At 50.1% G+C, this 13,212-nt stretch carries 10 protein-coding genes and 1 tRNA gene; 9 read left to right on the top strand and 2 right to left on the bottom strand.

Annotated features, from left to right (window positions below):
• The first annotated feature begins 177 nt into the window (after positions 1–177).
• On the top strand, positions 178–1,245 hold the full coding sequence (locus tag KDK13_RS09230; RefSeq protein ID WP_257284687.1) for a TniQ family protein: 1,068 nt from the start codon (positions 178–180) through the stop codon (positions 1,243–1,245).
• 341 nt (positions 1,246–1,586) lie between these two features.
• On the opposite strand, the gene KDK13_RS09225 is transcribed toward KDK13_RS09230, so the two are convergent.
• Positions 1,587–1,673, bottom strand: a tRNA-Leu gene (locus tag KDK13_RS09225).
• 323 nt (positions 1,674–1,996) lie between these two features.
• On the opposite strand from KDK13_RS09225, the gene queA reads away from it, so the two are divergent.
• From queA to KDK13_RS09195, 6 genes are all read left to right on the top strand, one after another.
• Entirely contained in the window at positions 1,997–3,049 is a 1,053-nt protein-coding gene (gene queA, locus KDK13_RS09220) for a tRNA preQ1(34) S-adenosylmethionine ribosyltransferase-isomerase QueA (protein ID WP_257284689.1), read from the top strand.
• 44 nt (positions 3,050–3,093) lie between these two features.
• Positions 3,094–4,227 (top strand): tRNA guanosine(34) transglycosylase Tgt, encoded by a 1,134-nt coding sequence (gene tgt, locus KDK13_RS09215; protein ID WP_257284686.1) that lies wholly within the window; start codon positions 3,094–3,096, stop codon positions 4,225–4,227.
• A gap of 187 nt (positions 4,228–4,414) precedes the next feature.
• Positions 4,415–4,762 (top strand): preprotein translocase subunit YajC, encoded by a 348-nt coding sequence (yajC, locus tag KDK13_RS09210; protein WP_257284685.1) that lies wholly within the window; start codon positions 4,415–4,417, stop codon positions 4,760–4,762.
• A 146-nt stretch (positions 4,763–4,908) separates the two neighbouring features.
• Entirely contained in the window at positions 4,909–6,777 is a 1,869-nt protein-coding gene (secD, locus tag KDK13_RS09205) for a protein translocase subunit SecD (protein ID WP_257284684.1), read from the top strand.
• Positions 6,778–6,787: 10 nt separating this feature from the next.
• Positions 6,788–7,705: a protein translocase subunit SecF gene (secF, locus tag KDK13_RS09200; protein ID WP_257284683.1), complete on the top strand. Its 918-nt coding sequence runs from the start codon at positions 6,788–6,790 to the stop codon at positions 7,703–7,705.
• A gap of 110 nt (positions 7,706–7,815) precedes the next feature.
• Positions 7,816–10,176, top strand: a complete 2,361-nt coding sequence (locus KDK13_RS09195; protein ID WP_257284682.1) for an ATP-binding protein — start codon at positions 7,816–7,818, stop codon at positions 10,174–10,176.
• Between the two features lie 33 nt (positions 10,177–10,209).
• Here KDK13_RS09195 and KDK13_RS09190 read toward each other — a convergent pair whose 3' ends face one another.
• Complete coding sequence (locus KDK13_RS09190) at positions 10,210–11,028, bottom strand: inositol monophosphatase family protein (RefSeq protein WP_257284681.1); 819 nt, start codon at positions 11,026–11,028, stop codon at positions 10,210–10,212.
• Positions 11,029–11,337: 309 nt separating this feature from the next.
• On the opposite strand from KDK13_RS09190, the gene trmJ reads away from it, so the two are divergent.
• The gene (trmJ, locus tag KDK13_RS09185; RefSeq protein WP_257284680.1) at positions 11,338–12,090 is read left to right on the top strand and encodes a tRNA (cytosine(32)/uridine(32)-2'-O)-methyltransferase TrmJ; all 753 of its coding nucleotides are present in this window, start codon (positions 11,338–11,340) and stop codon (positions 12,088–12,090) included.
• Positions 12,091–12,939, top strand: coding sequence for a serine O-acetyltransferase (gene cysE / locus KDK13_RS09180; protein ID WP_257284688.1), 849 nt, complete (start codon positions 12,091–12,093; stop codon positions 12,937–12,939).
• Positions 12,940–13,212 lie beyond the last annotated feature (273 nt).

Here is a 13,212-nt window from a genome sequence, read left to right as displayed (position 1 = left end):
CGTAAAAACCAATGCCCACTTTCCAACGGATATTAACCTGCTCCGGGATGCCGTTTGATAAACCGGATTTCCTTGAAGAACTTCTGTAGTCCAAGGTTTTTCATCGACTATGTGGTAAATCCTGAAGCTGGTTTTGGGGCTGCCCGAAACTCGTTATTTTCCAGAGATGGGCTTTCGGTGCTCAATAGTTATCGGAATCATGCCAAAAAGTACAGTGAGGCTCTATCGAGACTCACTGGTATGAAAGGTCTGGAGCAACATACGATGATGCCGTTCAGGGGGCTGTTTGATTCAATGGGTAAAGGAGTTATCCGGCAGGAAAAGCATTGGTGCCCTGAGTGTTATCTGGATGCTATGCGACAATCAATGCCTGTTTATGATCCGCTGGTTTTTTCCCTTATGGAAGTGAAAAGCTGTCCTGTTCATCAGTTGGCGCTCGTGAGTCAATGCCCGGATTGTGGTGCTACCCAGCAAGCGCTACCTTCATCAAGAAAAATTGGTTGGTGTACCCAGTGCGGTGGTTTTCTCGGTTATATGGTGGGTGAAGCGAGAGAGGTGACTTCCAGGGAGCAATATTTTTATGACCTTTTTGAGTGCCGTCATCAATTGTTGGAGATTGATGTCAGTCAGGAATTTAAGGATGGGGTGATGATGGTTGTCAATCGTTCCGGGTGCGGTGCTGTGACAAAGTTGACCGAAGTCGTGTGCTTCTCTGACAGAACGATTTCGCAATGGGTGTCTGGTCGTTATCGACCAACGCTTACCAGTTTTCTTGATTTTTTCCTGGCAGTGAATGTTTTGCCGTCACAGTTATTGGTGAATCATCAGGATATTGCACCGCAGCTGACAGAGGCCAGATTAACTGTTCGAAAAGTGTTTAACTCGTCACTGGAGATGGAGGAGATTGAAAAACGACTGCAGACCTATGCTTTATCAGAAAAAATTACTCCATTGCCGGAAGTTGCCAGCAAGCTGAAGGTGGGGGTTAGTTTTCTTTCTTATCGCTTTCCTGAATTGACTCGTGCTGTGGTGCAAAAGAATCAGGGGTTGCGAAAGTTAGAGAGTGATAACCGATACCATCAATTTACTGACCAGATATCGAAGATCATCGTAGATCTCGAGAAGGAAGGAGTTGTGCCCAGTTATAACAAAGTCAGGTGTCGTATGGTTGAGTATCACGGATTTCGGTACAAAGATTTCACTCGATTATGGGGGAAGGCCATGAAGGAGTGGCAAGCCAGCTAAGCTCATATCTCTCCTCTGAGCGTTTCTTTTCACCTTCCTCAATTTTTTTAATAAAATCTCATCAAGCATTCATATTTGAGTGCTTTTTTTGTGCGCCTAAAATCTGCATTAGTATCTCAGGGTAAAATTCACCACGGAAAAACCATCATAAATATCGTGAAAGTTCCCAGCATAAAGTTTGGGAAAGTGCAGGTATGAGAAGATGAAAGTTCAAGCGAACCAGCAAATAGTTACCGAAAGTTCAAGAAATCAGGAATGAGATCTGGTGGTTGCCACCACAAAGACAAAAAAAGAGAGAGTTTAGCTAGAAGTTACAAAGGAAGGAATAAAACATTAAGTATTGGTACCAGTGGTCGGACTCGAACCGACACGCCCGCAAAGGCAACGGATTTTGAATCCGTCATGTCTACCAATTCCATCACACTGGCATTTGATGTTGCTGAGCTTATGTCATCTGTTCGCTGAATTCAAAGCTTTTCTCATCGAGTGAAGCGTTAAGGTTTGCTGGCGAAGTGGCTGTTGCTCAAGTGCGTCGAAGTATATCAAAGAGATCATTGAGATCAAGCAGTTATTGAATGGTAAGAACAAAAAAAATACGGTAAGTCCGTAACGTTGGATGGAATCGCCCTCCTGACACCTTCCTTGTTTTGCAGTATCCTTCGGTGCTTTTTATTCAGGCTGGTTTTCTACGCTCTTCTACCAAGAGTAGCGTGGACTACCGGAAATGAAGACAGTAACCACCGGATTGTCCATGCAAGTCAGTGATTTTGATTTTGATCTGCCCGATGAGCAGATTGCCCGGTTTCCTGCAGAGGATCGTACCGGCAGCCGCCTTCTGTGCCTTGATGGCAATAGTGGTGAGGTTCGGCATCAACAGTTTTCTGATATAGAAAGTCTGCTTGAGCCCGGCGACCTGTTGGTGCTGAATAATACGCGGGTGATTCCGGCCCGTTTGTATGGTCAGAAAGAGACGGGTGGCAAAGTTGAGGTGCTGATTGAGCGGGTATTGGAGGATAACCTGGCGCTGGCCCAGGTTAGGGCCAGCAAGTCGCCAAAGCCGGGCGCTGTGTTATTGCTGGCAGATGGCGCGGTGCGCGTTGTTGTGGAAGGGCGTCGGGATTTTCTGTTTATTCTACGGTTTGAAACATCGGTTTTACCGCTGCTGCTGGAGCACGGCCACATGCCATTGCCGCCTTATATTGACCGTGAAGATGGTGATAGTGATCGTCTGCGTTATCAAACGGTGTTTGCGGCAAGGGATGGCGCGGTGGCGGCACCAACGGCAGGGCTTCATTTTGATGAAGCATTGCTGGCGCGTCTTGAGGCCAAAGGCGTTCAGAAGGTGTTTGTGACGCTTCATGTGGGCTCAGGAACGTATCAGCCGGTTCGGGTTGAAAAGATTGAAGACCATGTGATGCACGCGGAGTATATCGAAGTTTCTGAGGCCGTCTGTCAGGCGGTGCGGGAAACCCGTGCCAGGGGTAATCGTGTTGTGGCGGTGGGTACCACGTCGGTGCGCAGCCTTGAATCAGCTTCGGCATCCGGTGAGATTGTCCCGTTCCAGGGGGATTCCAGCATCTTTATTTATCCGGGTTATGAGTTTCGCAGTGTGGATTTGATGGTGACTAATTTTCATCTGCCGCAATCCACCCTGTTAATGCTGGTCAGTGCTTTTGCCGGTCGGGAAAATGTGCTGGCTGCCTATAAAGAAGCCGTTGAGCAAAAGTACCGCTTCTTCAGTTATGGCGATGCCATGTTGCTGACCCGTAGGCGGACTGATTCCCAGACACTGTCGAGTTTATAGATGGCGTGTCTTTGTAGTTTAAGAGAAAGAGCTATACAAAATTCATGACAAGAGAATGCTTTATGCAGTTTCAGCAGCTGGCTACCGATGGCAAAGCCCGTCGTGGTCGGTTGACCTTTCCCCGTGGCACGGTTGAAACACCATGCTTTATGCCGGTGGGAACCTATGGCACGGTAAAAGGCATGTTGCCAAGGGATATTAAAGAGATTGGTGCAGAAATTATTCTGGGTAATACCTTTCATTTGATGCTTCGTCCGGGTACCGAAATTATTCAGAAGCATGGCGACCTGCACGACTTTAACCAGTGGCACGGTCCGATTCTGACGGACTCCGGTGGCTTTCAGGTTTTCAGCCTGGGCAAGTTGCGCAAAATTACCGAAGAGGGCGTTTCTTTCCAGTCTCCGGTGGATGGTTCCAGGGTGTTCCTGAACCCGGAGATTTCGATGCAGGTTCAGCGTGAGCTGGGTTCTGACATCGTGATGATTTTTGATGAGTGTACGCCGGGTGACGCTAATGAAGAGCAGGCGCGCAGTTCCATGGAACTTTCTCTGCGTTGGGCAGCCCGCTCCAAAGCCGCTCACGGTGAAAGTCCTTCTGCCCTGTTTGGCATTATCCAGGGAGGAATGTTTGAAGAGCTGCGTGATGTGTCCCTTGCGGGCCTGACAGAGATTGGCTTTGATGGTTATGCCATTGGCGGTCTTTCTGTGGGTGAGAGCAAAGAGGATATGATGCGTATTCTCTCCCATATCACCCATAAAATTCCCGAGAGTCATCCCCGTTACCTGATGGGTGTTGGCAAACCGGAGGATATTGTTGAGGCGGTTCGTCGTGGTGTTGATATGTTCGACTGTGTTATGCCAACCCGTAACGCCCGCAATGGTCACCTGTTTGTCGATGAAGGGGTGATCAAGATCCGCAACTCGGCCCACAAGATGGATGAGCGTCCGCTGGAAGAGCATTGTGATTGCTATACTTGCCAGAATTTCAGTCGCTCATACCTGCACCATCTGGATAAGTGTGGTGAGATCCTTGGCTCCATGCTGAACACCATCCATAACCTGCGCTATTACCAGCGGGTCATGGCCGGTCTGAGAGGCGCCATCGAAGAAGGTAAGCTGGAAGCGTTTGTTGCCGAGTTCTATCGCAAGCGTGGGCAGGATGTTCCTGACTGGGGTTGATATTTTCTGGATAGTCCCAACTAACAGTTTGTTCGTGTAAATCCGGATAAGGTTCTGGGCTTGATGCTTTTGGAATTGGGCTCTGCCACCGCTTTTGCCCGCTTTCGGCGAAGGGGAGGGTTCCGGACTGGTTGTTTTTCAGGTAAATTGCTGCGTCAACGGTAATAATACGATTAGGAGTATTGGAATGATTCCTTTCATCAGTCAGGCTCAGGCAGCTGCAGAAGGTGGTGCGGCTGCTGCAACAGCTGGACCGGGTATGATTGGTCAGCTGGTGATGCTGGGTGGTTTTGTGCTGATTTTCTGGCTGCTGATCTGGCGTCCCCAGAGCAAGCGTGCCAAAGAGCACAAAAACCTGATTGCTGGTCTGGCCAAAGGTGATGAGGTAGTCACCACTGGTGGTATTCTTGGTAAAGTCAGCAATGTAACGGATGAGTTTGTCACCCTGCAGGTTGCCGACAATATGGAACTGAATTTCCAGAAAGGGTCTGTTGCTGCTACGTTGCCAAAAGGTACCATCAAGGCGATCAAGTAAGTTTTGAGAAAAGCAGCTTTTTCAGGCTGCTTTTTTTATTAAACGAATTGTGCCGTATGCCCATAGCCCGGGAAAGATCATCCTGGCAAAGGCTGTATAACAATGCCGCTATGGCGCTTCACTATTAATTCAGGAACCGGTGAGCCATGCTCAATCGCTATCCATTGTGGAAGTACCTGCTGATTCTGGTCATCGTAGGTCTCGGGTTTATGTATGCCCTTCCCAATCTTTACCCCGCAGACCCGGCAGTACAGGTGACTGGCACCAGTTCGTCCAGAGTGATGGATGAGCAGGTTCAGCAGCGTGCTGAAAAGGCCCTGGCAGCGGCCAATATTGATGTTAAGTCTGTGGAGCTTGACGACAAGGCATTGCTGATTCGCCTTAACCGTGCTGATCAGCAGCAGTTGTCGAAATCGCTGATCAAAGAGGCGCTTGGGGATGACTATATTGTTGCCATTAACCTGGCTCAGACGACGCCGGACTGGCTGACTTCCATTGGGGCCTTCCCGATGAAGCTCGGGCTTGATCTTTCCGGTGGTGTGCACTTTCTGTTGGAGGTGGATACTGCAAAAGCCCTGCAGCTGAAAATGGATATTGCCAACTCGGAAATTCGAACTTCCCTGCGCAAAGAAAAGCTCCGCTATCGCACCATGCCAGAGCGTGCCGATGGTGCACGACAGATGGCATTTAATGATGCGTCATCCCGTGACCAGGCTGCCCGCCTGATCAGCAAGGATTTTCCGGATTTGACGGTGGAGAACGCTGACGTTAATGGTCGCCCTGTACTGTCTTATCGATACGCTGAAACGGCCATTAAAGAGATTGAAGATTATGCGGTGCGACAGAACCTGACAACGGTTCGTAATCGTGTCAATGAGCTGGGTGTGTCCGAACCGCTGGTTCAGCGTCAGGGGCGTAACGGTATCGTTGTTGAGTTGCCCGGTGTTCAGGATACAGCAGAAGCCAAGCGTATTCTGGGGAAAACTGCTAACCTGCAGTTCCGCCTTGAAGCGCTGCCCAATGCGTCCAGGGCCAGCACTGAGTCATTCAGTTTCATGGATTCCCGTCGTCCTCCCGTGGATCTGGAACGGGATATCATCATTACCGGTGACCAGGTGTCCAGCGCCCAGTCCAACTTTGATACCCAGACTGGCCAGCCACAGGTGAATATCAACCTGGACAGCCACGGCGGTACCGTAATGAACCGCGCTACCCGTAACAACGTAGGGCGGGCCATGGCGGTTATCTTTATTGAGCAGAAGCCGGTGACCAAAGTGGTTACCAGTACCGTAGACGGGAAGCAGGTTAAGGAAACGATCCAGGGCTTCCAGCAGGAAGAGAGCGTTATCAGCCTGGCAACCATTCAGAGTGCGCTGGGTAACCAGTTCCGCATTACCGGCCTGAACTCAACGGCAGAGGCTTCTGAACTGGCGCTGCTGTTGAGAGCAGGCTCCCTGGCTGCCCCGATGTATTTCGCTGAAGAGAGAACGGTGGGTCCAAGCCTGGGGGCAGAGAATATCCAGATGGGTATTCATTCTACGGTGATCGGTCTGATTCTGCTGCTGATCTTCATGGTTGTGGTTTACCGGGTGTTTGGTTTGCTGGCTAATATTGCCCTGGCCATGAACCTGGTACTGCTGATGGCGGTGATGAGTCTGTTTGGTGCCACACTGACCATGCCGGGTATTGCCGGTATTGTATTGACACTGGGTATGGCGGTGGATGCCAACGTACTGATTTTCTCCCGTATTCGGGAAGAGATTCGCGGTGGGCGGCCAATTCAGCGGGCGATCCATGAGGGTTTTGATCGTGCGTTTGTGTCCATCTTGGATGGTAATATCACCACCCTGCTGGTGGGTATCATCCTGTTTGCCGTGGGAACCGGGCCAATCAAAGGTTTTGCGGTCACCCTGTGTATCGGTATTCTGACGTCTATGTTCACAGCCATTGTTCTGACCCGTGGCCTGGTTAACCTGACCCATGGCGGTCGTAACCTGAAGAAACTGTATATTTGAGGTGGCAGTGGTGAATGATTTGAAAGTCATCAATTTCATGCGGCTGCGCACCTACGCTTCGGTGCTGTCGCTGTTGTTAATGCTGGGCTCTGTGGGTGCTCTTGCCGCTAAGGGGATTAACTGGGGGCTGGATTTTACCGGCGGCACGCTGATTGAGCTGGTGTATGATCAGCCGGTGAAGACTGCTGATATCCGTGATCAGCTGGCAACCGCCGGTTATGAGAACGTTGTCGTGCAGGAGTTTGGTTCGGCAGAGGATATCCTGGTCCGTATCCCCGGAGATGACCCGAAAATGGGGGCGGCGGTTGCCGCTCTTCTGGGTCAGAACTATGACGGCAATGTTGCAGCGGTGCGCGTCGAGTTTGTCGGGCCCCAGGTGGGTGAAAGGCTGAGGGAGCAGGGCGGTCTTGGCATGCTGTTCGCCATGTTGCTGATTACGCTCTATATCGCTTTCCGCTTCCAGTTCAAGTTCTCGGTGGGTGCCATTCTGTCGTTGGCCCACGATGTGATTTTCACCCTGGGCCTGTTTGCACTGTTAGGCTTGCAGTTTGACCTGACGGTGATGGCAGCGTTGCTGGCGGTGATCGGATACTCCCTGAACGACACCATCATTGTTTATGACCGTATCCGTGAGAACTTCCGCAAACTGAGAAAAGGCGATACTGAGGAGATTATCAATGTTTCATTGACCCAGACCCTGGGTCGTACATTGGCGACTTCCGGTACCACCCTGATGGTGTTGTTTGCACTGTTCCTCTTTGGTGGTGATATGATTCACAACTTTGCCCTGGCATTGATTGTGGGTGTGGGTGTGGGTACTTATTCCTCCATCTATATTGCGTCCAATATGCTGATCTACATGAGGATCAGCAGGGAAGACCTGATCGTTCCTGTGAAAGAAAATGAAGACCTCGACCAGATGCCATAACGCATAGGGTTCCAGGGATAAAAAAAACCGGTGCTTTTGCCGGTTTTTTTTGGTCTATAGTGAATCTCTTTTAAGGCAGGAAGCCATAAATACCCATTAAAGAGGTTGCTATGTTAACGTGGAATAATGTTAATCCATTTCGCGATAATGTAACCATTGATGATCCTGAAACCGATCCGGGCGAGCCGGAAAGTGTGGGGCGTACTTTTGACCGCCGGTCTGTCAGATCTTCACGGGGTTCTGTTTCGCAATATTCGCAATATATGCAAGCTCGGGAAGCGCTACTTGGACAACCGCAGGCACATTCTTCTGAATATTGTCCTGGTCAGGGAGGAGAACGTTTCAGGCGTCGTAGCAGTATCATGCCGATAATACCGGATAGCTTTGAGACTGAATTCAATGGCGGCATTGAGCCAGAGACATCAATATCAGAAACCGGTGGCATCAGATTTAAGATTGATAAGTACAGAATTAGCTGGCTTGCCGGGCCTGAACCTAACAGTCTGGTTGTTGCAACCGGAACACCATTTTATTCCCCGTATGCTTGTTTGAATGGCACAGAAGGTTCCACACAAACGGTAAAGGTATTGAAAAGAAGCGATGTTGAACCTCAAACTGCCTATTTAACACAGTTAATGAGAAGTAATTGCAAACTGCCTGCCTCCGGAGGGATGATTGATTTAACGTCGGCCAAAAAAGTAGCTGACGACTGCTGGGATTCGGTCGCGCTGCATATTCAGCTTCTCAAGGCAGCAAAAAATGATCCAGGAACGTCCGGTGAGTCCTTGTCAGTGACTAAGACATGGCAAGCCATTTCAGGGGCATTTCTGCGAATGTGTCACCAATCCGGTTGTCCACTGGAGGACACCCGTTCCTATATATTCAATGATGGTGATCATCAATTTGTCGCCAGTGTAAAACTCAGATCCACTGGAGATGATGCCCGGGAGCCTGCTGTTGGCTTATTGGCCAGGGATGCCCGGGTTTCGAGGATTACCGTTAATCCTGGTATCAGCAAAAAACTCACCATTACTGATATTCCTGCTGCCATAGATCTCAAGAAGCTTGCCAGAAAGTTTGATTATAGTGGCGAAGCCTACGGTATTGGTGGCGCGAATGGGGCCATTCGACAGTTCGTAGATGCGTTTATCAGTCCACGGTTAGTGCCGGATAAGCTGCAAAAAACCATGAAATGTCAGCTTACCAGAGGTGGCATTCTCTCGGGGCCTCCGGGTACGGGTAAGACGCTGTTTATCCGTGTCATTGAGTCTTTGCTCAGGGAAAATGGCTTCACTGTATCGACACAAATCATTTCAGGGCCGGAAGTTTTTAACAAATATGTCGGTGAGTCTGAGCAACGAGTCAGGGCGATTTTTTCGGATAGCGACCCGGAAAAAAAACAGAGTATTCGTCTGGTGCTAATTGATGAAATTGATTCGATGCTACCGGCCAGAGGGCGGGCGGGTGATAATGGCATCGGGGATAAAGTCGTCAATCAGTTTCTGACCTGCATGGATGGTATTGATAAAAAAAACAACCTGATTGTTTTCGGCACAACCAATAGGCCAGACCTGATTGATCCGGCCGTGATGCGTCCCGGGCGCATGGATATGCAAATGAAATTTAATTTACCAGAGGTCGATCAGCGTCTTCAGATTTTAAGGATTCAAACCAGGGACTTGTCGGATAGCGGGATGTTGAATGGCGATGTCTCGCTTGAGGAGCTGGCGAAAAATACTGCAGGCTTCAGTGGTGCTGAACTAGGTGCTTTGGTGGAGAAGTCCAGGCTATCAGCTCTGCGCAGGGGGCAGGGCCTGACAGGGAGTGATACTTTTTTTTGTCCTCAGGCACTCAGTAACCTGGAGACGCTGGATGTCAGCACGGCTGATTTCAAATGGGCATTTACCCGGGTTCAGCCACGGTTTGGCAAAAGCAATTTCATGCCCCTGGCGGGGAAAACTTTCGACTATGACGGGTATTCACCAGAAGTTGTCAGCCAACTCAGGAGGACGCTTGCTGATTTTAAGCAGGATGATTCCCGCTCTACCTTGCGTATTCTTATTAAAGGGCCTCAGGGCAGTGGCAAATCAACACTGGCGGCCCTGGCAAACAATGAGTTTGGTGCTTTTTGCAGCTATGTGTCGGCCAGGGATGTGGTCAAATCCAGGGATCGCACCAAGCCGTTGAACGATGTATTTGCTGAGCGGGGTAATCACCAGACCGACCCGGAATGTCATTATGCCGTGATTATTGACGATTTCGATACCATGATTAACTACGATGGTGGCTACTATGAACGTGCCATGGTGTCTGTGCTGGATGCCCATACCAAGCAATCCTTGCAGGGGCTGGAGGAAGGAAAGTTGCTCACCCTTGTCACGGCGACAGAGCATGGAAAGATTGAGTTTCTCCCCCGTCTGTTTCCCGATAATTTAGTGTTCAGAACGGTGGGGCAAGAAGAGGAGCGGTAGGAAAAGTGAGGCACAGCCTCACTCTACGTAGAATCAATAACGAAACATGCCTTCAGTAACGAAGGGTCTGATGCGCTTCAGCACTTCCTTGAAACAGCCGCTGTTACCAGCAACGACCTGGTTATTCTTCATGTAGGTGTGGCCACCTTTAAAGTCACCAACCAGGCCGCCAGCTTCCTGAATCATCAAAATGCCTGCTGCCATATCATAGTCCTGCAGGCCGATTTCCCAGAACGCATCCAGGCGGCCAGCGGCAACGTAAGCCAGGTCGAGCGCTGCAGAGCCGGCACGACGGATGCCTGCGGTATCCCCCAGCAAGGCTCTCATCATGTTCAGGTAACTGTCCAGATGGTTGATGCCCGGACTCATAAATGGGATGCCCGTTCCGATCAGGGCGCCTGCCAGATTTCGCCGATTGCCTACGCGAATGCGTTTGCTGTTCAGGGTGGCACCGTGGCCACGGCTGGCACAGTACTCTTCCTCTTTGATCGGGTCGAGAATAACGGCGTGCTCAAGGCGCCCACGATATTGAACGGCGATGGAAACCGCAAAATGAGGGATGCCGTTAATGAAGTTGGTGGTGCCGTCAAGGGGGTCGATGATCCAGAGGTAATCTTTGCCTTCACCCTTGCCCTCACGGTGTCCGCTTTCTTCACCGTAGAAGCCATGGTCAGGGTAGGTTTTGCTGAGAGAGGCGATAATGCTCTTCTCGGCAGCCTTGTCCACCTCGGTTACAAAGTCATTACGGCTTTTGAACTCGATATTAACGTGATCAAGATCTTTGTAGGCGCGGGCTATGATATCGCCAGCCTGGCGTGCTGCACGCAGCGCCATATTAACCATCGGTTGCATAGGCTTAATTACATCTGAATGTGAAAGATCGTATTGGGATGGGATTCTACCGGATTCATTGATCCGGTTGTATCACTGGCAGTGATAGCGTTTTCTCTGCTGCTCAGCCATCCGGGCTGTGAAACTGTCTATCGGCCAGGAGGGGACAACAATTTCACAAAAAAGTGGGTGCGAATTCTGACAGGATGCGCTTTAACTTGCAATGGAGCGTGAATGTGTGCCTGTCAGTAGTTTTACTATAGGCTTGGCATTGGCCGTAATTTGAGTACACTGACCTGCTGATACCACTTAAAGCCAGAGATTCCTGCGGTGCTCGACAATTTTTCCGAGAACATTTCCATAGTACTGGTCAATCCTTCCCATCCCGGTAACATCGGGGCTGCTGCCCGTGCCATGAAAACCATGGGGTTAAGCCAGTTATGTCTGGTCGCCCCTGATGAGTTTCCATCCGGTACCGCAACAGCGCTGGCCTCTGGTGCAGACGATATTCTGGGAAATGCCAGGGTTTGTGAAACGCTGGATGAGGCCCTCGCGGATTGTCAGTTTGTGGTTGGTACAAGCGCCCGGGTGAGAGGTGTTTCTCTCCCGCTGGTGGATCCTCGGGCATGCGCCCGGAGTATTGTTGACGAAGCAATGACTCATAAGGTGGCACTCATTTTTGGCCGGGAAGATAAAGGCCTGACCAATGAACAGTTGCGACGCTGTCATCTGCAGGTTCATATCCCCACCAATGAAGCATTCAGCTCTCTTAACCTCGGGGCTGCGGTACAGGTGCTCTGTTATGAGTTGCGGATGATGCAGTTGATCAGTACTGATGCACTGGAGATGCCGCAGCCCCGCGGTCATGAGTTGGCAAATATGGATGATATGGAGCGTTACTATGATCATCTGTATCAGATGCTGGTGGAGATTGGTTTTCTTGATCACAGCAGTCACGAGAAGATTATGGCTAAATTGCGGCGTCTTTATGGGCGGGTTCGTCCGGATCGTGTTGAGCTGAATATTCTTCGGGGGATTCTGTCAGAAACCCAACGATGTCTTGCCTCGAAAGAAAAAGAATGAATAAGGGATAATAACAGGCAGGCACAGACCATGTTTGAGCGAATAAAAGAAGATATTAATACCGTAATGGACCGGGATCCGGCGGCACGGAACACATTCGAGGTGGTTACCAATTACCCTGGGCTGCACGCGCTGTTGCTGCACAGGGTGTCGCACAAACTCTGGAAGTCAGGGTTGCTCTGGTTGGGGCGTATGCTGTCAACATTCAATCGCTGGTTAACCGGTATTGAGATACATCCGGGCGCTACCATTGGGCGTCGCTTTTTTATTGATCATGGTATGGGGGTTGTTATTGGTGAAACTGCAGTAATACATGATGATGTCACTCTCTATCATGGTGTGACGCTTGGCGGTACGTCTCCCAATAAGGGAAAGGGGTATCCAGCTAACCAGGGTAAGCGGCACCCGACGTTGGCTAATGGCGTTGTTGTCGGTGCTGGGGCAAAAGTGCTTGGGCCATTCGTGGTAGGGGAGGGCGCCAGGGTTGGGTCAAATGCGGTGGTGGTGCGTGAGGTGCCGCCCGGTGCAACCGTAGTCGGTATTCCTGGCAGGATTGTGAAGAGGCCAGAGGTGGCGGCTGGTAGCAACGGTGAACGCCGTCATGCCAATGCGGAAAAGATGGCAGAGAAAATGGGCTTTGATGCCTATGCCGTCACTTCTGAAATGCCTGACCCGACCGCCCATGCCATTTCGGCCATGCTGGATCATCTCCATGAAGTAGATTCCCGTTTTGATACTTTGTGCCAGGTGTTAAAAGACAATGGTCTTGAATGCAAGGTGCGACCATTACCGGAATTAAGGAAAGAAGATTTTGCGCCTGTGAAAGAGGAAATTACTTCATCTCTATGATAGTCGTGAGTTTAATCTGACTGGTTTTCAGGTGACCTGGCTTTGTCATGGTTTGAGCGGGTGGTGGCGGTATTGGACCCTTTGTTTCAGGATAATGGTCCCCGGTTACGTGAGTAGATTTTGAAACATTGTCGCAGGTATTTCCTGCTGACATTTTTGCTGAAGTGTTGCGGCAAAAGTATTGCATTTTTCAGGCGTATTGATAATATGCGCTGCAATTCAGTCGGTTAGCTCAGTTGGTAGAGCACCACCTTGACATGGTGGGGGTCGCTG

The organism is Endozoicomonas sp. SESOKO1 (assembly GCF_024606265.1).
GTDB lineage: Bacteria > Pseudomonadota > Gammaproteobacteria > Pseudomonadales > Endozoicomonadaceae > Endozoicomonas.
This window is presented reverse-complemented; position numbering and strand designations above follow the sequence as displayed.

Coding starts and splice junctions, on each gene's coding strand:
- KDK13_RS09195 (WP_257284682.1), top strand. CDS start 7,816: ATGTTAACGTGGAATAATGTTAATCCATTTCGCGATAATGTAACCATT.
- tgt (WP_257284686.1), top strand. CDS start 3,094: ATGACAAGAGAATGCTTTATGCAGTTTCAGCAGCTGGCTACCGATGGC.
- secD (WP_257284684.1), top strand. CDS start 4,909: ATGCTCAATCGCTATCCATTGTGGAAGTACCTGCTGATTCTGGTCATC.
- KDK13_RS09190 (WP_257284681.1), bottom strand. CDS start 11,028: ATGCAACCGATGGTTAATATGGCGCTGCGTGCAGCACGCCAGGCTGGC.
- yajC (WP_257284685.1), top strand. CDS start 4,415: ATGATTCCTTTCATCAGTCAGGCTCAGGCAGCTGCAGAAGGTGGTGCG.
- queA (WP_257284689.1), top strand. CDS start 1,997: ATGCAAGTCAGTGATTTTGATTTTGATCTGCCCGATGAGCAGATTGCC.